This is a genomic window from Pseudomonas arsenicoxydans (genome assembly GCF_006438915.1).
Classification (GTDB): Bacteria; Pseudomonadota; Gammaproteobacteria; order Pseudomonadales; family Pseudomonadaceae; genus Aquipseudomonas; species Aquipseudomonas arsenicoxydans_A.
Window position 1 is genome coordinate 61,827 of record NZ_RCZE01000004.1, and the last position, 20,229, is coordinate 82,055.

13 protein-coding genes are annotated in these 20,229 nt (G+C 58.8%); 3 read left to right on the forward strand and 10 right to left on the reverse strand.

The window, feature by feature from the left end; translation table 11 throughout:
• Nucleotides 1-69: 69 nt before the first annotated feature.
• From EAH78_RS09240 to EAH78_RS09265, 6 genes are all read right to left on the reverse strand, one after another.
• Nucleotides 70-2,529 carry an EAL domain-containing protein gene (locus EAH78_RS09240; protein WP_140667282.1) on the reverse strand — a complete coding sequence of 820 codons (2,460 nt, stop codon included), beginning with the start codon at nucleotides 2,527-2,529 and terminating at the stop codon, nucleotides 70-72.
• 183 nt (nucleotides 2,530-2,712) lie between these two features.
• Nucleotides 2,713-4,530 (reverse strand): ABC transporter ATP-binding protein, encoded by a 1,818-nt coding sequence (locus EAH78_RS09245; protein ID WP_140667283.1) that lies wholly within the window; start codon nucleotides 4,528-4,530, stop codon nucleotides 2,713-2,715.
• Nucleotides 4,523-5,161 carry a DsbA family protein gene (locus EAH78_RS09250; protein ID WP_140667284.1) on the reverse strand — a complete coding sequence of 213 codons (639 nt, stop codon included), beginning with the start codon at nucleotides 5,159-5,161 and terminating at the stop codon, nucleotides 4,523-4,525. Before EAH78_RS09250 ends, EAH78_RS09245 begins: the two co-directional genes overlap by 8 nt.
• A gap of 3 nt (nucleotides 5,162-5,164) precedes the next feature.
• Nucleotides 5,165-6,106, reverse strand: a complete 942-nt coding sequence (locus EAH78_RS09255; protein WP_140667285.1) for a rhodanese-related sulfurtransferase — start codon at nucleotides 6,104-6,106, stop codon at nucleotides 5,165-5,167.
• A 277-nt stretch (nucleotides 6,107-6,383) separates the two neighbouring features.
• A complete protein-coding gene (locus EAH78_RS09260; RefSeq protein WP_008151216.1) occupies nucleotides 6,384-6,683 on the reverse strand; it encodes a BolA family protein in 300 nt (99 codons plus the stop codon).
• 12 nt (nucleotides 6,684-6,695) lie between these two features.
• The gene (locus tag EAH78_RS09265) at nucleotides 6,696-7,223 is read right to left on the reverse strand and encodes a DUF2059 domain-containing protein (RefSeq protein ID WP_027924097.1); all 528 of its coding nucleotides are present in this window, start codon (nucleotides 7,221-7,223) and stop codon (nucleotides 6,696-6,698) included.
• 192 nt (nucleotides 7,224-7,415) lie between these two features.
• On the opposite strand from EAH78_RS09265, the gene EAH78_RS09270 reads away from it, so the two are divergent.
• Entirely contained in the window at nucleotides 7,416-8,810 is a 1,395-nt protein-coding gene (locus EAH78_RS09270) for a class II fumarate hydratase (protein ID WP_140667286.1), read from the forward strand.
• A 138-nt stretch (nucleotides 8,811-8,948) separates the two neighbouring features.
• On the opposite strand, the gene EAH78_RS09275 is transcribed toward EAH78_RS09270, so the two are convergent.
• Nucleotides 8,949-9,908, reverse strand: coding sequence for a DMT family transporter (locus EAH78_RS09275; RefSeq protein ID WP_140667287.1), 960 nt, complete (start codon nucleotides 9,906-9,908; stop codon nucleotides 8,949-8,951).
• A gap of 183 nt (nucleotides 9,909-10,091) precedes the next feature.
• Between EAH78_RS09275 and EAH78_RS09280 the strand changes: the two genes are divergently transcribed.
• Complete coding sequence (locus EAH78_RS09280; protein WP_140667288.1) at nucleotides 10,092-10,286, forward strand: DUF6316 family protein; 195 nt, start codon at nucleotides 10,092-10,094, stop codon at nucleotides 10,284-10,286.
• A 130-nt stretch (nucleotides 10,287-10,416) separates the two neighbouring features.
• Here EAH78_RS09280 and EAH78_RS09285 read toward each other — a convergent pair whose 3' ends face one another.
• Nucleotides 10,417-11,601 carry a thiolase family protein gene (locus EAH78_RS09285; protein ID WP_140667289.1) on the reverse strand — a complete coding sequence of 395 codons (1,185 nt, stop codon included), beginning with the start codon at nucleotides 11,599-11,601 and terminating at the stop codon, nucleotides 10,417-10,419.
• 102 nt (nucleotides 11,602-11,703) lie between these two features.
• Complete coding sequence (gene pap / locus EAH78_RS09290) at nucleotides 11,704-13,218, reverse strand: polyphosphate:AMP phosphotransferase (RefSeq protein WP_140667290.1); 1,515 nt, start codon at nucleotides 13,216-13,218, stop codon at nucleotides 11,704-11,706.
• A 129-nt stretch (nucleotides 13,219-13,347) separates the two neighbouring features.
• Between pap and mnmC the strand changes: the two genes are divergently transcribed.
• Nucleotides 13,348-15,330 carry a bifunctional tRNA (5-methylaminomethyl-2-thiouridine)(34)-methyltransferase MnmD/FAD-dependent 5-carboxymethylaminomethyl-2-thiouridine(34) oxidoreductase MnmC gene (gene mnmC / locus EAH78_RS09295; protein ID WP_140667291.1) on the forward strand — a complete coding sequence of 661 codons (1,983 nt, stop codon included), beginning with the start codon at nucleotides 13,348-13,350 and terminating at the stop codon, nucleotides 15,328-15,330.
• A gap of 5 nt (nucleotides 15,331-15,335) precedes the next feature.
• Here mnmC and EAH78_RS09300 read toward each other — a convergent pair whose 3' ends face one another.
• Nucleotides 15,336-20,159, reverse strand: coding sequence for an NEL-type E3 ubiquitin ligase domain-containing protein (locus EAH78_RS09300; protein ID WP_140667292.1), 4,824 nt, complete (start codon nucleotides 20,157-20,159; stop codon nucleotides 15,336-15,338).
• Between the last annotated feature and the right edge of the window lie 70 nt (nucleotides 20,160-20,229).

A 20,229-nucleotide genomic window follows, 5' to 3' on the forward strand; every position in this document is an offset into this window, starting at 1 on the left:
GGTTCGGTTGAATGTGTCGATCACTGTCGGGCTCCTTTTGATTGTGATTGTTCGGATCAGCAAGAGATTTCAACGGAACGTGCCCGGGGCCTTGAACAACAAAGGCTGAGGCCGGGCAGGACGACTTTGCAAACTATCGCAGGTAAACAGATGCGGGCGTTCAATCACATACCCTTGAGCGAAATCGACCCCGATTTCCAGCAATGCCTGCTCGATCTGGGGTGACTCTACAAACTCGGCAATCGTGCGCTTACCCATGACATGGCCGATGTGGTTGATCACTTCGACCATTGCGCGGTTAATCGGGTCGTCCAGCATGTCCTTTACGAAACTCCCATCGATCTTCAAGAAGTCTACAGGCAAATGTTTCAAGTAAGCGAACGAGGACATTCCGGCGCAAAAGTCATCTAGCGAAAAGTGACAACCTAAACCTTTGAGCTCATTGATAAATCTGATTGCACTGCCCAAATTGGAAATTGCACTGGTTTCAGTGATTTCAAAACAAATCATTTCAGGCGGAATGGAATAGTTAACAAACTGTTCACGCAGGAAGTCCAGAAACGCCTCATCTCCGATAGTAGTGCCTGACAGATTAATCGCACACATGGCCAGCGGCCCCTTGCGCTGTTCGGCCATGCATTGGGCAATGATCTTGAAGACGTTCTCCACCACCCAACGATCGAGTGCAGTCATCAGACCGTAACGCTCCGCCGCCGGAATAAAACTGTCCGGCAGGATCATGCGGCCGGCTTCGTCATGCAGGCGCAACAGGATTTCGATATGCCCGCCTCCGCGCTCGGTATGCCCCAGCGGTGCGATTTCCTGGGAGTACAGGCAAAAGCGATCCTCTTCCAGCGCCATGTGCAGACGCTGGACCCAGGCCATCTCGCCAAAGCGCAGCGACAGTTCCGAGTCATCGGCGTGATAGACCTGAACCCGGTTGCGGCCTTTTTCCTTGGCCATGTAACACGCCATATCCGCCGCACGCAGCGAGGCTTCGAGGGAGGTTGGCGTTTGCGCGAGATGAACAAGCCCGATGCTCACCGTCGTCACGAAGGGCCGGCCTTTCCAGACAAAGTGCAGGTTCTGCACGGTCTGGCGCAGACTCTCGGCAATCTTGTCGGCCGCTTCCGGTGGGCAGTTTTCCAGCAAGATGCCGAACTCGTCGCCACCGAGACGGGCGAGGGTGTCGCCTTCGCGCAAGCCCGATTGCAACAGGGCGCAGATATGCCGCAGCAACTCATCGCCCGCCGCATGGCCGCAGGTGTCGTTGACCAGTTTGAATTGATCCAGATCGAGAAACATCAGGGCATGACGCCCGGAATGCCGCGTCAGGTTGTGCAATGCCTGCTCCAGCCGGAACTCGAACTCGCGGCGGTTCGCGAGCCCGGTCAAGGCGTCATGAGTTGCCTGCCAGGACAGGTTGGCAATGTATTGGCGCTCCTGCGTCATGTCATGCAACACCAGCACGGTGCCGCTGACCTTGCCCGCATTGCGAATCGGCGAGCCAACCAGCGTCACCGACACCGTGCTGCCATCCAGACGCTGAATCAGCTTTGAATGTTCGCTGCCCCCGCTGAGCTGACCGCTCAGAATATGTTCGATCAACGTGAAACCATCAGCCTGGGCGTTTTCATCCAGCAAGTTGAACAATGCCGCCAAAGGCAAACCCGTCGCCTGTTCGGCTTTCCAGTGGGTCAGCGCCTCGGCGGCGGGGTTCATGTAGGCGATAGCGCCTTCGACATCCGTGGTGATCACCCCATCGCCAATGGATTGCAAGGTGATCTGCGCCCGGTCTTTTTCCAGTTGCAGCGCCTCGGCGAATTCATGGCGCTGCCTGAGCAACTTGTGGGTACGCAGCAACGCCAGCGCGATCAGGCCCAGCGCCGTGGCAAGGTTGGTCACCAGCAGCAACCGGAGAATCAAGCGCGAGCCCTCGCCCAATGCATCGCTGAATGCCTTGGCGGCCGGCGTCACCGCATCGTTGATGGCGAATATCCGGTCCTTCCAGCGCCGAATATCGTCGGTCGAGGTCTGATTGCCACTAATTTGCCGATGCATCTCCTGCGCGACGTCATCAAGTTTCAGCAGGTACGCGTCTCCCACCGTCCAGCGGTCGATGGCTTTTTCGAGGTAGGTGAAATGACGGAAATTGAGGTAAAGCCAGATCAGGCTGGAAACGTCATCGGGGTGATTGCCCCCTTTGAGGATCGCCACTCGCGCGGCTTCGATATCGGGCGGCTGGAGATCCAGCGCCACACGCAATTCGTGGCCACCCTGAGGGACGGCAATGGCGTTCTGGTACTTGAGGAAAATCGCCTCGTCGCGATTGTCCGCGTAGAGGTTGAGGTAATAGATGGCGTCCTTTTGGCCCTTTGACCAAAGGCTTTCACCGGCAACGTAGCCGCGAACCGCCGACAGAACGTACAGGCTGACGCCACCTAACAGGGCCTGAAACAGCACGACGGCAATAAATGGCCAGACGATGCCCAACAAACGTGGCGTTCCGAGAGTCCGGGTTTGATTCATGAGATCCCTTGTTTTAGCACTGCCAGATCAGCATCCCAACGTGATCGCTATAGCTAGACTAGGGTGCGTTCTCGATCCCGGCAAGCGAGAAGCCTGCCAGGACGGGCAAGTCCCTGATTATTCGCGAGACTGATGTTCCCTGCGACGCATGAAGCGCAATAGATAAGGGACTGCGAGTCAACGCTAAAGTTGCTGCAAATGCCCATAAAGCTTGGCGTACAACCCACCATCGGCAATCAACTGCTGATGGTCGCCATCCTCTGCAATCTGTCCGCCATCAAACACCAGCACCCGATCAGCCTGTTTCACCGCCGACAACCGGTGCGCAATGATCAGCGTGGTGCGGTGGCTGAGGAACCGCGCCAATGCCTGATGCAGGTTGTATTCGGTGGCAGCATCCAGCGCCGAGGTCGCCTCGTCGAGAATCACCACTTTGGGTTCGGCCAGCACCATCCGCGCAATCGCCAGGCGTTGTCGCTGGCCGCCGGACAAACGCACACCGGAGCGCCCGACGATGCTGTCCAGGCCGTTGGGCAGCTCTCGAACCGTGTGGTGCAACTGGGCAATTTCCAGAGCCTGCCAGCAGGCATCGTCGCTGCGTACACGACCCATCGTCAGGTTGGCGCGGATGGTGTCGTTGAACAGCGCCGGATGTTGCAGGACCACAGCGACGTTTTCACGCACGGTTTCCAGGCCGATCTCCTGCTGGGTCGAGCCACCGAAGCGAATAGTCCCGGCCAACGGCGTGTACAACCCCAGCAACAGTTGCACTAGCGTACTTTTGCCGCCGCCACTGGCGCCGACAATCGCGACTTTTTCACCGGGGGCAATGGACAGGTCCATCTTGTTCAACACTAATTCATCGCCGTAACTGAAACTCAGGCCCTGTACTTCAATGCCCACCGTGTCGCGGCCCTGGAACGGGTCGACACCACCGGGGTATTGCGGCTCATCTGCCCTGGCCAACAGCTCGTTGATCCGCGACAGCGCACCGCCGGCGGCGTAATAGGCGTACTGCAAATTCAGCAATTGCTCCACCGGGCCGATCATGAACCACAGGTAGCTGAACACCGCCAACATCTGGCCGATGGACAGGTCGGAGAACAGCACGGTGAGCATCGCCGCCGCGCGAAAAATATCGATGCCGAACTGGAAAAGCAGGCCGCTCGCACGATTCGAGGCATCGGTTTTCCATTGCGAGTTGACCGCGTAATCGCGCACTTCCCGGGCCCGCAGGCCAAGACGACCGAGGAAGAACCCCTGGCGGTTGCCAGCACGCACTTCCTGGATCGAGTCGAGGGTTTCAGTCAGTGCCTGGGTGAAGCGCGAGGTGCTGTCGTTCTCGAGTTTCTTCAGGTGTTTGACCCGCTTGCCCAACTGCACCGTGGCGTAAATCACCAACGGATTGAACAGCATGATCAGCAGCGCCAGCTTCCAGTGCATCCAGATCAAAATGCTCGCGGTGCCGACCAGCGTCAGCATCGCCACGAGGAAACGGCTGAGGGTTTCGCCGACGAATTTGTCCAGCGTGTCCAGGTCGGTGACCAGGTGCGTGGTCACCGTGCCGCTGCCCAGGCTTTCGTATTCACCTAGGGAAATGCGCTTGAGCCGCTCGATCAGCCGGGTGCGAATGCGATAGACGATGTCCTTGGCCAGCGCCGCGAACAATTTTGCCTGTATCACGTTGAACAACAAGGCGCCGCAACGCAGCAACAACGTCACGAACAACATCAGGCCGATGTACCCGGCTGCTTTCTGCCAGCCTTCGGGCAGGGCGTGGTTCATCACCTTCAACGCGGCGTCACCGTGCCCCAGCAACACCTCGTCCACCAACAATGGCAGCAGCAACGGAATCGGCACACTGCACAAGGTCGCCAGCACGGCGACGCCGTTGGCGATCCACAGGGATTTTTTATGGTGCAGGGCCAGTCGGCGGATTTCGGCCCAGCTCAGCCGATCGACACGCGCGGGAGCCAGGACGTCATCAGGACCATCATGCACAGACAGAGTGCTCCAGCCAGCGGCCGAGCAACGGGGACAATTCACTCAGGGGCTGATAGCCATTGGTCAGCAACGCCAATTGACCATTGCGCTCGGCCAGCAAGGTTGGAAAACCGGCGATGCCGAGGTCCTGGACCCAGGTGAAATCGGCCGCCGTGGCGGCATGCATATCGGCACGGTCAAATGCGGCAGCAAATTCGATGCGCGGCAGACCGGCCTGCTCGGCCAGTTCCACCAGCACGCTGGCGTGGGTGACGTCGCGACCTTCGACGTAGAACGCGCGCTGGATCAAGCCCAGCAGTTTCCATGCGCAATCCGGCGCCAGGGCACGCGCGGTCACCAGCGCCCGGCAGGCGGGCTCGGTGTCATACACAAAGCCTTCCGGCAACGCGCCTTCTGCCTTGAACGGTTGGCCGGTAGCCTCGGTGACCGCCTGCCAATGTTCAAGAATGTAACGTCGGGTGGTCGGCTCCAGCGCCGCACCACTGCCGGTGCGCAAACCACCGACGATCAGATGCACCTCTACGCCCGCCGCGTGCGCCTGTTCGACCAAGGCATTGGCCACTGGCGCAAAGCCCCAGCACCAGGAACACATCGGATCCATCACATAGAGCAGGCGGCGCGCAGACATGGTTCAAGCCTCGGAAGGGGTTTGCTTGTAGTTGTAGCCGATCGGGTGAGGCAAGTTGCGCGCCTTGGCCAGTTCGATCTGCTTCTGCCGATCAATGGCACTGCGCCGGGTCTTCTCGCTCAGCGTATCCCAGCAATGCGGGCAGCTGATGCCGGCGACGTAATGCTCAGAAGTGCGGTCTTCAACGCTGATCGGCGTACGGCAAGCATGACATTGATCGTAATCGCCTTCGCTGAGGTCATGACGCACGGTCACGCGGTTGTCGAACACGAAGCAGTCGCCCTGCCATTTGGTTTCTTCCTGCGGCACCTCTTCGAGGTACTTCAGGATGCCGCCCTTGAGGTGATAGACCTCACCGTAACCTTCGCTGAGCATGTAGCTCGACGCCTTTTCGCAGCGAATGCCGCCGGTGCAGAACATCGCGACCTTCTTGTGCACGGCCGGGTCGAAGTTGGCTTTGATGTAGTCGGGAAATTCGCGAAAACTGGTGGTTTTCGGGTCGATGGCGCCTTCGAAGGTGCCGATCGAGACTTCGTAATCGTTACGGGTGTCGATCAACAACACTTCCGGATCGCTGATCAGCGCATTCCAGTCCTGTGGATCCACGTAGGTGCCGACCTTTTTGTTCGGGTCCACGCCTTCAACGCCGAGGGTAACGATTTCTTTCTTGAGCTTGACCTTGGTGCGATAGAACGGCTGATCGTCGCAGTACGACTCTTTGTGGTCGATGTCGTCCATGCGTGGGTCGTTCTTGAGCCAGGCCATCAGCCCGTCAATGCCTTCGCGACTGCCGGACACGGTGCCGTTGATGCCTTCTTCGGCGATCAGCAGCGTGCCTTTGATGCCGTTGTCGACCATCGCTTGCAGCAGGGGCTCGCGCAGGGCGACGTAATCTTCCAGGGTGACGAACTTATACAGTGCCGCCACGACAATCTGTTGTGTCATGGGAATTTCTCCAGGTGGCTACCCTCGCAAAGGGTGAACCGGATTCAAAAAAAACGCGCCGGGTGAGCGGCGCGTTGCGGATTCTAGCAAAAATGGTGTGGATTTAGGACTGTCATCAATCTCTGTGGCGAGGGAGCTTGCTCCCGCTCGGCTGCGCAGCAGTCGTAATGCAAGCGACCGCATACTTTCAGACAGAATACTGTTGCAGGTTTCGGGACTGCTTCGCAGTCCAGCGGGAGCAAGCTCCCTCGCCACAACAGCCCATCAATCCCTCACATTAATGCTTGCTGCCGCCAGCACAGGTCGGCGAGGCCGGAGCCGCGTCGATCTGTGCCCATTCCTCAGGCGTATAGGTATGCAGCGCCAACGCATGAAACTCGCCCATCAACTCGCCGAGCGTGCCGTAGACTTTCTGGTGACGCTTGACGCGGTTCAGCCCTTCGAACTGCTGGCTGACCACCACGGCCTTGAAGTGGGTCTGCAACCCACGGCTGTGCATGTGGCTTTCATCCAGCACTTGCAGATGCTGCGGCTGTAACAGGCCCAGCGTTGATTCGATGCGTTGTTGCATGGTCATACCGAACTCCGCTTAAGGCTTTTTCTTGGCTGCTGGAGCGGCGGCGCCTTTCGGGTCCAGCTCGGCAGTCATGTCAGCCAACAGTTTGTTGACCACAGGCACTGCGCTTTCCAGCTTGGCTTGAGTCATCTGGGCCGATTGCTGAGTCAGCTGCGGCATTTTTTCCAGGACTTTCTTGCCCAGCGGCGACTGGTAGAACGCCACCAGGTCTTTGAGCTCGGACTCGGTGAAGTTGGTGGTGTAGAGCTTGACCATGTCCGGCTTCAGCTTGTTCCAGCCAATGGCTTGGTCCAGCGCGGCATTGGCTTTGGCCTGATACGTTTCCAGCAAGGCTTTTTTCGATTCAGGGGCTTTGGTCTGTTCAAAGCGCTGAGCGAACATTTGCTGCACTTGCATGTACACCGGAGTGCCCAATTTGTCAGCGTGCGCCAGGGTCAGGAAAGCTTCGGCACTGGCGTTGTGGCTGGCGGTATCGGCAAAAACTGGGCCGCTGGCGCAAACCAGTGCAACCGCGGTACAGATGGCACGAAGACGAGTCATCGAGTTTCCTTTTCTAGCAGGCGAGGTAAAACCCCAAGGGCGTCCATTCTGCGCCTAAAAAAGTGTGTCGCTCAACCCCAAGCCTTGTCAGGCCTGAATTAGAGGGGTTGAAGAGGTAAAAAGCCTACAGATGGAACCACGGCCGACGATCACGGCCTAAACTGCGCTATCAGACCTACAGGAGTGTGCATGATGAGCCGTATCGAAACCGACAGCCTTGGCCAGGTGGAAGTCCCGGATGAAGCTTATTGGGGCGCTCAGACGCAACGCTCGCTGATTAACTTCGCCATCGGCAACGAAAAGATGCCGCTGGCGGTGCTGCATGCCCTGGCGCTGATCAAGAAAGCCGCGGCGCGGGTCAATGACCGTAACGGCGACGTGCCCGCCGACATTGCCCGTTTGATCGAACAAGCCGCCGACGAAATCCTCGACGGCAACCACGACGACCAGTTCCCTCTGGTGGTCTGGCAGACCGGCAGCGGCACCCAAAGCAACATGAACGTCAACGAAGTGATCGCCGGCCGCGCCAACGAACTGGCCGGCAACCCGCGTGGCGGCAAGTCGCCGGTGCACCCCAACGATCACGTCAATCGCTCGCAAAGCTCAAACGACTGTTTCCCCACAGCCATGCACATCGCGGCGGCCCAAGCCGTGCAACAGCAATTGCTGCCAGCCATCAGCGAGCTCTCGGGCGGGTTGGCCGAGTTGGCGGCGCGCCACATGAAACTGGTCAAGACCGGTCGAACGCACATGATGGACGCCACGCCAATCACCTTTGGCCAGGAAATCTCGGCGTTTATCGCGCAACTGGATTACGCCGAACGGGCGATCCGTAGCGCGCTGCCAGCCGTATGTGAACTGGCCCAGGGCGGCACAGCCGTCGGCACCGGCCTGAATTCGCCGCACGGTTTTGGTGAAGCGATCGCCGCCGAACTCGCTGCTCTCTCCGGTCTGCCTTTCATCACCGCACCGAACAAATTCGCAGCGCTGGCCGGTCATGAACCGCTGACCACGCTGTCGGGGGCGCTGAAAACGCTGGCGGTAACTCTGATGAAAATCGCCAACGACCTGCGTCTGCTGGGCTCGGGGCCGCGTGCCGGTTTCGCCGAGGTGAAGTTGCCGGCCAACGAACCGGGCAGCTCGATCATGCCGGGCAAGGTCAATCCGACGCAGTGCGAAGCGCTGTCGATGCTGGCCTGTCAGGTGTTGGGCAATGACGTCGCCATCGGGTTCGCGGCGAGTCAGGGCCATCTGCAGTTGAACGTGTTCAAACCGGTGATCATCCACAACCTGCTGCAATCGATCCGCCTGCTGGGGGATGGCTGCAGCAACTTCCAGCAGCACTGCATCGCCGGGCTTGAGCCGGACGCAGAGAAAATGGCTGAACACCTGGAGCGTGGCTTGATGCTGGTGACGGCGCTGAATCCGCACATCGGCTATGACAAATCGGCGGAAATTGCCAAGAAAGCGTATGCCGAAGGGCTGACGTTGCGGGAAGCGGCGTTGCAACTGGGTTATCTGACGGATGAGCAGTTTGATGCGTGGGTAAGGCCGGAGAATATGCTGGAGGCTGGGGCCAAGGGCTGAAATCAGCTGCGTCCATTAGTCAGTCTTCGCGAGCAAGTCGAATCATCGCACCGCCGCTCCCACATTTAACCGAGTCCTTGCAGGGGAAATACGGTCGAATGTGGGAGCGGGCTTGCTCGCGAAGAACGATAACGCAGATTAGCCTGCAGCCATCCGAACGCGACGCGCCCTGAGCCCCGCCATCAACGAAGGCCCCAACGCCACCAACGCCGACCCCAACACCACCAGCACCGCCCCGCCATACCCCAGACCGTTGATCGTCTCGGCATGCACATAATCGGGCCATAACCACGCGGCCACGGCCACCGCAACAAACGTCACCAACGGCGTGATCGCCAGTGTCGCACTCACCCGCGACGCTTCCCAATGGGCCAGCGCTTCGGCAAACGCGCCATAGGCGATCAGCGTGTTCATGCAGCACGCCAGCAACAACCAGCCTTGCAGCGGGCTCAGTTGCAACGCTTCAAGCGGATGCACCCACGGCGTCAGCAACAGCGCGCAGAACAGGTAGATCACCATCATCACCTGCAACGAATTCCACACCGTCAGCAATTGCTTCTGCCCCAAGGCGTAGAAGGTCCAGACCGTGGACGCCAACAACACCAACAGCACGCCGGTGGTGTACTCGGTCAACGAGGTGAGCAACTCGGCCAGGCGCTGATTGAAGAACAGCGCGAACCCGATCAGCAGCACCAACAGGCCAATCCCCTGCCCCACGCTGAAACGTTCCTTGAACACAAACAGACTGGCGATCAACAACATGATCGGCCCCATCTGCACCACCAGTTGCGCGGTGCCGGGGCTGAGCAGGTTCAGGCCCATCAGGTACAGCACGTAGTTGCCGACCAGACCGAGCACCGCCATCAACACCAGCCAGCCACCTCGCGGGCCGAGAACTTTGCGCGACGGCAAACGCCGGGTTGCGGCCAGGTACACAAACAGGCAACTGCCGGACACGATCAAGCGAAACCAGGTGACGGTCACCGGGTCCATTACCAGCAGCACTTGCTTGAGTTTGATCGGCAGGATTCCCCACAACAGCGCAGTCAACAGGGCCAGAAACAGACCGTAAACCCAGCGACCGGATGAAATGTGCATGCGAACCCCAACAGCCAGATGGCGAGAAGCACCATTCTAGGCGCAGCGGCGTCTGGCACACAGGGACAGTTGGCGAGTGGACGCGAATGAAACTGTGCAGGTCGCAGCGGCCGTCGATCAGTTGGCCAGGCACAGTCCGGGGTTAGTGCATAAGCTCAGGGGATTAACCTTCAGGAGATCGCCATGTACGGCATGCGCACCCAGGACAACGCCCCCGCGACGCACTTTCGCAGTGACCGGTTGTGTCGTGTGAATGGGGAACTGTATTTCAGTACTCGGGAAAATACGCTCGAGGGGCCGTTTGATAATGCCGAGGCGGCGGCGCGGGAGATTCAGGCGTATATCGAGCGGATGCAGATGTTGAGTGCTCGTCGTTAGACCGAGGCGCTGCCTTCGCGAGCAAGCCCGCTCCCACATTCGATCGCATTTCTTCAGGAAGAACTCGGTCAAATGTGGGAGCGGGCTTGCTCGCGAAGGCGGCCTGATGATCACCGCAAACTCTTGATACTTATCGCACCGCCTCAAACAACCCCGTCGCACCCATACCGCCACCCACACACATAGTGACCACGCCATAACGCAAATTGCGTCGCTGCAATTCCCGCACAAGATGCCCAACCTGACGCGAACCGGTCATGCCAAACGGATGCCCGATCGAAATCGATCCGCCATTGACGTTGTATTTCTCGTTATCGATCTCCAGCCGATTACGGCTGTAAAGGCACTGCGAAGCAAACGCTTCGTTGAGTTCCCACAGATCAATGTCGGCAATCTGCAGCCCCTTGGCCTTGAGCAACTTAGGCACCGAGAACACCGGACCAATGCCCATTTCATCCGGCTCGCACCCGGCGACCGTGAAACCACGGAAGAACGCCTTCGGCTTCAAGCCCAGTTCCAAGGCTTTTTCCAGGCTCATCACCAGCGTCATCGACGCCCCGTCGGACAGTTGCGACGAGTTGCCTGCCGTGACCGAACCGTCTTCGGCAAACACCGGTTTCAAGCCGGCCAGACTTTCCAGCGTGGTGTCCGGGCGGTTGCAGTCGTCGCGATCGACGATGCCATCGAGGATTTGAACCTGACCTGTGGCCTTGTCTTCAACACGGTACTTCACCGCCATCGGCACGATTTCATCATCGAACAAACCGGCGGCCTGAGCCTGAGCGGTGCGCTGCTGGCTTTGCAGGGCGTACAGATCCTGCGCTTCACGGCTTACGTTGTAGCGACGCGCGACGATTTCGGCGGTCTGGCCCATCGGGAAATAGATGCCCGGCACCTGCTCTTTCAGCAACGGGTTGATCAGGTTGTCGGTGTTGACGCTTTTCATGGTCAGGCTGATCGACTCGACGCCACCGGCAACGATGATGTCGCTGCAACCCGACGCAATCTGGTTGGCGGCGATGGCAATCGCCTGCAAGCCCGAGGAGCAAAAGCGGTTGAGGGTCATGCCGGCGGTGCCGATGCCCAGGCGCGACAGCACGGCCACGTTGCGCCCGATGTTGTAGCCCTGCGCGCCTTCGTTGGAGCCCGCACCGACAATGCAATCCTCGACGCTGGCCGGGTCGATGCCGGTACGCGACAACAAGGCGTCGACACAATGCGCCGCCATGTCGTCCGGACGGGTCTGGTTGAACTTGCCGCGAAAGGATTTGGCCAAGCCGGTCCGCACGCTATCGACGATCACCACTTCACGCATGGCATACCTCATTGTTGTTGTCGGTTGAGAGTGAACCGAGCATAAGTCCACCTCATAACCGACCGCGACAATCATTCACCCCGCGTATGCGTAACCATCGCCTCAGTTCTTGTGCTTCTTGGCCTTCTTATCGGACTTTTCGAACGAGTCCTCCAGTGCCCGGTTAATCGTGCGCAGGACTTTGACCCGCGCCCAGCGCTTGTCATTGGCTTCCACCAGGGTCCAGGGCGAGATTTCGGTGCTGGTGCGATCGACCATGTCGCCGACCGCCGCACGGTAAGCGTCCCATTTGTCGCGATTGCGCCAATCGTCTTCGGTGATCTTGAAACGCTTGAAGGGAATTTCTTCCCGGGCCTGGAAACGCTCCAGTTGAGTCTGCTTGTCGATGGCCAGCCAGAACTTGACGACGATGATGCCCGAATCAGAAATCTGCTCTTCGAAGTCGTTGATCTCGCTGTAGGCCCGCAGCCAGTCCGCCGGCGGGCAGAACTCTTCGATGCGCTCCACCAACACCCGCCCGTACCAGGACCGATCAAATACCGTGAACTTGCCCTTGGCCGGCAGGTGGCGCCAGAACCGCCACAGATACGGCTGCGCCCGCTCTTCTTCGGTCGGCGCGGCAATCGGCACGATGCTGTACTGACGCGGATCGAGCGCCGCCGCGACCCGCCGGATCGCCCCGCCCTTGCCCGCCGCATCGTTGCCTTCAAATACCGCCACCAAAGCGTGCTGACGCATGCGTTTATCGCGCATCAGGCCAGAGAACCGCGCCTGTTCGGTAATCAATTGTTCTTCGTAATCGTCCTTGTCCAGGTTCAGGGTCAAGTCGAGGCTGTCGAGCAGGTTGATCTGATCGATATGGATCGGCAGCGGCGCGGCGTTGACCTTGTCGGGATGCACCTCGGCTCGCTTGAGCGCATTTTGCAGGCCTTCGAGCAGGATCTTGCCCACCGCCAGGCTGCGATAGTGAGGGTCCGCCCCTTCAATCACATACCACGGCGCGTGGTCGCGACTGGTGCGGCGCACTACGCGCTCACCGTACTTCACGAATTTGTCGTAGGTCCGCGATTGCTGCCAGTCCAGCGGGCTGATGCGCCAGCTGTGCAGCGGATCGTCGGCCAGGGCCTTGAGGCGTGCCTTCATTTGTTTTTTGGAGAGGTGGAACCAGAACTTGAAGATCAGCGCGCCTTCGTCGCAGAGCATTTTTTCAAAGCGCTCGGACTGGTTGATCGCCTGATCCAGCACGGCATCCTTGAACAGGCCATGGACCCGGCCTTGCAGCATCTGGCTGTACCAGTTGCCAAAGAAAATCCCCATGCGGCCCTTGGCCGGCAACATCCGCCAGTACCGCCAGGCCGGTGGCCTCGCCAGCTCTTCATCAGTCTGCTGGTCGAAGGTGCGGACTTCGATCAGGCGCGGGTCCATCCATTCGTTGAGCAGCTTGACCGTCTCGCCCTTGCCGGCGCCTTCGATGCCGTTGATCAGGATGATCACCGGAAAGCGCTTTTGCTGCTGAAGTTCGAACTGCGCTTCGAGCAACGCTTCACGCAGCGCCGGTTCTTCAGCTTCATAGGTTTCTTTGTCGATGGCGTGACCGATTTCAGCAGATTCGAACATGGACGGCTCCCTTTCCAGATTGAGCAAGACTAGCGGATTGGGCCGATCACCCGCAGAGAAAATTCCCTGCAATGTGGGCTTTTGTGGCGAGGGGGCTAGAATGGCGGCCTTGCCGTTGCCGAGCCTGCCATGAAACCTGTATTGCCTCACGCCCAACTCGACTGGGACGACCAGGGTCGCCCGTATTCGCGAGTGTTCGACGACGTGTATTTTTCGGACAAGTCTGGTCTTGAAGAAACCCGTTACGTGTTCCTCGAACAAAACAATTTGCGTGAGCGTTTTGCGGCGTTAGCGGACGGTGGCCGCTTGGTCATTGGCGAGACCGGCTTCGGCACCGGGTTGAATTTTTTGTGTGCCTGGCAATTGTTTGAGCAACACGCCGTGGCGGGTGCGCGGCTGCACTTTGTCAGCGTCGAAAAGTACCCGTTGAACGCACCCGACTTGCAACGGGCGCTGGCGTTATGGCCAGAACTCAAACCCTTCGCCGATCAATTGCTCGCGCACTACGTGGCAATCCATCAAGGCTTCCAGCGACTGATCCTGGATAACGGTCGTGTCACCCTGACACTGCTGATCGGCGATGCACTGGAGCAGTTACCGCAACTGGACGCGCAGATTGACGCCTGGTTTCTCGACGGTTTCGCCCCGGCGAAAAACCCCGACATGTGGACCGCCGAACTGTTTGCCGAACTGGCACGGCTGGCGGCGCCAGGTTCGACCATCAGCACCTTCACCAGCACCGGTTGGGTGCGCCGTTTGCTGAATGCGGCAGGCTTCAAGATGAAGCGCACGCCTGGCATCGGCCACAAATGGGAAATCCTGCGGGGCGTGTTCCTCGGTTGGCCCGAAGACAGCGCCGCACCCGCTGCCGCAAAACCCTGGTTTGCTCGCCCGACACCGCTGGACGGCAAACGTCATGCGCTGGTGATCGGTGCCGGGCTGGCCGGCTGCGCCACGGCGGCGAGTCTCGCTGCACGGGGTTGGCAGGTTAGCTTGCTGGAGCGTCACGAGGCGCTTGCGCAAGAAGCCTCGGGCAATCCACAAGGCGTTTTGTACCTCAAGCTGTCGGCCCATGGCACGGCGTTGTCACAATTGATTGTCAGTGGTTTTGGCCACACCCGTCGGTTGCTCGAGCATTTGCAGCGCGGTGTCGACTGGGACGATTGCGGCGTACTGCAATTGGCCTTCAATACCAAGGAAGCGGAACGTCAGGCGCAGTTGGCGGCGGCGTTTCCCGACGACCTGCTGCACACGCTTGATCGCGAAAAAGCCGAGAGCCGCGCCGGTATCGCGCTGCAATCGGGAGGCCTGTTTTACCCCGAAGGCGGCTGGGTGCATCCACCCGCCCTGTGCCACTGGCAAGCGAGGCATCCGAACATCCGGATTCTTACCCATCGTGATGTGCTGGAACTACGCCGCGTCGGTGGGCAATGGCAGGCGTGGGATGGTAAATCCTTGCTGGCCGATGCTCCCGTGGTGGTACTTGCCGGCGCCGCCGAGATAAAGCGTTTCCCCTGCAGCAGCGAACTGCCGCTCAAACGAATTCGCGGTCAGATCACCCGTCTGCACCAGACATCTGAAAGCCAAAGCCTGAGCACCGTCGTGTGCGCCGAAGGGTATGTCGCACCGGCACGTTTGGGTGAGCACACCCTTGGCGCCAGTTTCGATTTCAACAACGACGACCTTACACCAACAGTTGCCGAACATGCCGGCAACCTGCAGATGCTCGAAGAAATCTCGCCGGACCTGGTCGCTCGCCTCGGCGCTGACACCTTGCCCCCCGAAACGCTTGAAGGCCGCGCGGCGTTTCGCTGCACCAGCCCGGACTACCTGCCGATTGTCGGTCCTTTGGCTGACCGCCAGGCTTTCGCAGACGCCTACAGCGCCCTGAGCAAAGATGCCCGGCAAACACCCGACATTCCTTGCCCATGGCTCGACGGCTTGTACGTCAACAGCGGCCACGGTTCACGAGGGCTGATTACCGCGCCATTGTCAGGCGAGTTGCTGGCAGCCTGGCTCGACAACGAACCGCTGCCATTGCCCAGAGCCGTGGCCGAGGCGTGTCATCCAAACCGTTTCAGCTTGCGTCGCTTGATACGCGGCAAGGCCTGAGGTGTTCAATCGAGCGCAAAGCAAGTCCTTGCTTCGTCAGCCTTCATGGCCGCCTCGGTGAGACGCTTCAACAAATCGGTCTCGGCCTTCTTCAGTTCATCGGCGATGCCGTCGACCTCTGAGCGGTATTGCACGCCAAGCGTTACCTGGTTTTCATAGGTCGCCTCCATCCGCACGTGGAAAGGCGCAACCAGGTCGGTGAACTGCTGTTGATGATGCTGCCGCAAAAATTCAACCCAGAACGATCGGCTACTCAGGTCATCGAGCAATTCATGCGAAAGCTCCGCGGCGAAGACCTTGTTGATTGCCGTATTCAGGTTTCCCGGCGTCACGCCTCCAAGCGCTGCATAGCGCATATGCCTGGGCTGGCCGACAAGATTGAGTTTTTCAGCCAGACCGGTGCGGTAGGCCAGTTCGACTTCCACCGGGTCAGGCCTGACTTTGGCGTTTACAACATGTTCTTCAGCGAGCTTCGCAAGATAGTCCTGGCGAAACAGACGCCGCCCAAGACTTAACAACCGGGCGGCCTCATCATGGGAATTCGCCGCCTGCCGAACCAACGTATCAAGCTCGACTGCTACCTCAAGATTTCCGAAAATCGTCGCCACGGCATCATCGCAATTGCCTTTTACCGCCATCGTCAGCAATCGAGCGCGCAACTCAGAATCCCTCTCAGCCGCCTGAATGACGTCCCAGACCCGCCGGGTCATGTCCTCGTGCACAAAGCGGCTATCTGCCGTGTCTCCGACGGCTGCCAGCAATTCAAAGAACTCTTTCGAATCGGGTTCGTTCTTCAGCGCCATCCATGCACGGTTACGACTGGCATAGTTCCCTTCGAGCGGAGTGGGCATCCACAGGTCTCGAGCCCTTAGCTCAGTGAACACCGCGGTTTCATCTTCCAGCAGGCCCATGCCAATGCCCGTATTGTCGCGGTAAGCCTTCAGCTTGGTCAGACTCACCTCGGAGACAGGGTTATTCGTTAGATTCATCGTTTGCGTGAATCGTCGAGGGGCCTGGAACAACCAACTTGGCAACTCCCGAATCTGGTTACCTTTCAGGTCCACGAACTCCAGGTACGGCGGACGGTAAAGACCGACAGGCAGTTCCGTGGCATGCGTATCGCGCAATAGCAGCGTTTGCAGATCAAGCATTTTGCTGACGTCGACAGTGGCACCCAATCGATTGCCGCTGAGCCCCAGCGTGCGCAGATTGCGCATGTCGGCCAGTTTGCGCAATGTGTGCTCGGTCAGCTGTATCTGATTACCGTCCAACCGCAAATGCTCAAGCCTGGGCATATGCGACAACACCTCAGGCAATCGTGTGAGTTGATTGCGTTCCAGCTCCAGCGTGACAAGCCCTTTGAAGGGTTTGAGGAAATACACCAGCTCGTCTCCGGCCTGCATATCCTTGATTGAAAGGCTGCGCACATGGGCGACATCCTGCTCTGTCAGTGTCGGCAACGGGCCCACCGGGCTGCGCTCCAGTGTGAGCGCTGTAACAGGCTGATTTTGCGGCAAACGCGGATGCGAGATCCGACGCCAGCAGTTTTCGATGGTATTGGCCACCTGACGACGACTCACACGGATATCGTTGAGTTGGCCCGCCAGCGTCTTCATTTGCACTTCATCGTCACGCCAGGTGTGCAGCACTCCGCGCAGTTTCTTCAGTTGCTGCTCTAGCGCCTTTATTCGATTCACCCGCTCCATTTGGGTACTTCCGGCATCATCGAGAAACGACGAAACCTGGGCGTCCGTGAACAGCGGATAGAGTTTTTTGACCTTGCGAATCAGGCCCCTTGCATAAGGGTTCGCAATGGGAGGATCCGCCTGGACACAGGCAGAAAGGTATGTCGGCGTCTTGCTGTTTTCCCCCCTTAGCACCCGTCCGGTCAGCGCCGGATCACCGATGGCAACCCTCAGCAGCCGTGAGCGCAGTGTGGGGATATCCAATGATTCGTTGTTCGTGAAACCCATGCGGATGCGTTGGGTGGCAGGCAATGCGTCATGTATCGCCTCAAGCAGCGTGTCGCTCGTCACGGTGGAGGACACATTGCCGTTGTTGTGGGTGACCTGATAGCCAGCGGTCTTCTTGACGATGACCCCGCGAGTCGGCGCGTCAGTTTCGCCCACACTGTCCAGCAGGGTACCGGTCACTGAGCCCTGTCGTACTTCAAGGCGATAGCCGTCGTCCCAGCCTTGCACCCGATCCATCAGCCCGAGCGCCAGTTTGTCGGTGTCGGCACTGGCCAGTAACGGACGGTGCAACCCCATGAGTGCCCGGTCCTGCCGTAGTGTTGCCTGTACCTCGCTGACCTGCCGGGCGAGATCCACGCCGGGGATCTTGCGGTCACGCAGAAAGCTGCGATCTCTGCCAGAAGCGTTTTCAAGCAACTCCTGACACACGCGAGTGGGAAGGTCAGGGGCGTGTTCGCGCAGTGTCGCGACGTCACCGGACGCCGTGCCGTCATAGATTTTATAGAGCCGCTCATACGGCGGCTGCCGATTGTTCCTGAGGCTTGTCGCGATCTCCTTGGCCAACAGCGATGCTTTCGATCCCGTTGTCGTGCGACCGATGATGCCTTCGACTTCACGTGGGAAGAGCCCATCGATGATGGTATCGAGCAGTTGTCCTGCATCCAGTTGCGCCTGGCTGACGGGCACGCTGTTGACGGCATCATCGTGCGGGGCGGTCTCGGGGAAGCGGGACACGACCAGGTTTTCGTCGTCGCACACTTCAATGAAGCGCTCTGCCGGCCAGCCTTTCAACCTGGGCAATGCATGCAACTGCTCTTGGATAAACGCCTTGTTCGCGGTCTCTCCCCGCTCCATTGCGGAGACCATCATGGTGATGCGCTGGTCAATCTTGAAGCGCTCGACACAGTCATTCAGACGCTGCGGCAACTTGAAACTGCGCTCTTGCAAATGGTGCAACTTGTCAGGCGTCATGCCGGTGATTTCGGCAATCGCGTCAAGGTCACTGCCGAGCTCGCTCAAGCGTTGATCCGTGCGTCCCAATGAATAAGCACCGTCGCGCCACTCGTGTGCGTGCTCATGGACATGTCGCCAGCCACCCTCCACGTTTCGCTCGACGCTGGGCTGGAAAGCGTCGGCTCTCACAGGATGTTTGATACTCAAAGCCCCTGCAGAGTCGTGGGTGACGTGATAGCGAGCCCCGTCCATGACAATCGAAGTCTGCCCGGCATGCCGGTACAACCCTTGCGTATCAGGCTGTACGTCGGCAGCCAGTGAGGTGGACTGTTTATAAGGTTCGAGGTCGGGCTTCCAAAGTCTTGCTTTTCCATCAGTGCGAGTGACCGCCTCGAAACCGTCGAAGTATGCCGCCTGTTCTTTCACGCCCCTGCTGACGGCTTGCGAAAAAATCTTGCCGCCCGCCGCAAACGCCGCCATGAGTGCGACGTTTTCGACAACATTCAGCAAGTGCGCCAACGCCTCGGTTCGCTCGCCATGTGTCCAATCAACGACCCCTTCATACACCTCGCTGACGATGTCGACGATGGCCGTCGCCAGCATCAGTTGGCCAATCACCGGTACGAAAAAAGCGGCCGCGTTCAACAGCAGAAGGCCTCCATCCTGCAACATCTGAATGGTTTTCTCCCGTTGCTGCGCATCGACATCTTCGGTCGGGATAGCCAGGATTAGTGCATCTTGCTGAGTCTTGCTGACGAAGGAACTGAAGAAAAAATCGGCAAGGCACGTATCGGCGGGAGCGGCAACGAGGGTGCCCAACGTCCTGTTTTTGTCGAATTGGGCAAAGAACCCGGTTTTATCGTGACCGTGCAGGTACTGACCGACGAAAAATTTCCGGTAGCTTGTGCTTTGCAGCTTGAGGGTGAGGTAAACCTTGAAGTCCTCCAGCGAGGCGTATTCATACACGGGTCGCCGGGGTTCATTCGGCATGTAGACCACGCATCTGGCCTTCGACTCGGTATCGATGGAGACTCGGGTAAAGACCAGTACCCCACACATGCAGGCGTCATGAATCGTCAAACCCTGCCAAAGCACCGGACCGCCATCAAACACTGCGTCGCTGGTTTGCGCCGCCGGGACATCCTGTTCGATCACACTCAGCAGCATCGTATAAACGGCGTGGGTGATGTCCTTTTTCAGGTAGGCCACGTGGAGGGCAACTTGCATGTCCAGCACTTTCAACCGCCGGATATCGGCAGTGGAGGCGCGATCATCGACAGGCGCATCTTTTTCGGGTTTGGCCGGCAATGCCAAGGCGTCGTTGATATGGCGCTGATAGCGGGCGCCGAGGTCGAGGTCGCGGCACAGTGCAGCGAATATCGCAGGTGTTATTTCCGGGCTTGGCTTGGAAATCTTGTTGATGTGTATCGATGAGTCCTTGAAAACACCCTGGCTCAGGGTTTCATCCTCGGTGAAGTTTTCCATGGCCATGTGCAGCAGGCTGCGTGAGAGAGTGTGTGCTTTATTCTGATAGCCGATCGGCAGCAGCCCTGTCGACACATACCTTATGTGGTTGACCTCCAGCGTGTCCCGCTCTACGTCGAAATCGATTGTCCATTTGCGCTTGAGGAAATCGGTCAGTTGCTCTTTGCAGAACTCGTCCAGCGGCGTAAGCGCCTCAAGCGCCGTTGTGGCCTTGCCTTGAACGACAAAGGATTGGTCGAACGCGGCTCTCAAAGCCTGCACCACGGTCAGATCCGCAGTAGCCAACCATTCAGGAGTAGAGGCTTGCAGCACTTGCGCCTTGTCCAGATCTGCGGTGTGTTCCAGCAGCGCCTCAAGACGTTGCGCGGGTGTCATTGGCACGGCCGCATTACCGGTTTTGGAGGGTGTGGCTGGCATGAGCAATATCCTTATTGCGGTAAGAGACGCCCAGTCTATGAAGTGCAACAGGCAATTAATAATTCGAATA

What these genes read in the sequence shown, in the direction of transcription:
- EAH78_RS09240 (WP_140667282.1), bottom strand. Translation starts at nt 2,529, where the DNA reads ATGAATCAAACCCGGACTCTCGGAACGCCACGTTTGTTGGGCATCGTC.
- EAH78_RS09250 (WP_140667284.1), bottom strand. Translation starts at nt 5,161, where the DNA reads ATGTCTGCGCGCCGCCTGCTCTATGTGATGGATCCGATGTGTTCCTGG.
- EAH78_RS09255 (WP_140667285.1), bottom strand. Translation starts at nt 6,106, where the DNA reads ATGACACAACAGATTGTCGTGGCGGCACTGTATAAGTTCGTCACCCTG.
- EAH78_RS09260 (WP_008151216.1), bottom strand. Translation starts at nt 6,683, where the DNA reads ATGACCATGCAACAACGCATCGAATCAACGCTGGGCCTGTTACAGCCG.
- EAH78_RS09265 (WP_027924097.1), bottom strand. Translation starts at nt 7,223, where the DNA reads ATGACTCGTCTTCGTGCCATCTGTACCGCGGTTGCACTGGTTTGCGCC.
- EAH78_RS09270 (WP_140667286.1), top strand. Translation starts at nt 7,416, where the DNA reads ATGAGCCGTATCGAAACCGACAGCCTTGGCCAGGTGGAAGTCCCGGAT.
- EAH78_RS09275 (WP_140667287.1), bottom strand. Translation starts at nt 9,908, where the DNA reads ATGCACATTTCATCCGGTCGCTGGGTTTACGGTCTGTTTCTGGCCCTG.
- EAH78_RS09280 (WP_140667288.1), top strand. Translation starts at nt 10,092, where the DNA reads ATGTACGGCATGCGCACCCAGGACAACGCCCCCGCGACGCACTTTCGC.
- EAH78_RS09285 (WP_140667289.1), bottom strand. Translation starts at nt 11,601, where the DNA reads ATGCGTGAAGTGGTGATCGTCGATAGCGTGCGGACCGGCTTGGCCAAA.
- pap (WP_140667290.1), bottom strand. Translation starts at nt 13,218, where the DNA reads ATGTTCGAATCTGCTGAAATCGGTCACGCCATCGACAAAGAAACCTAT.
- mnmC (WP_140667291.1), top strand. Translation starts at nt 13,348, where the DNA reads ATGAAACCTGTATTGCCTCACGCCCAACTCGACTGGGACGACCAGGGT.
- EAH78_RS09300 (WP_140667292.1), bottom strand. Translation starts at nt 20,159, where the DNA reads ATGCCAGCCACACCCTCCAAAACCGGTAATGCGGCCGTGCCAATGACA.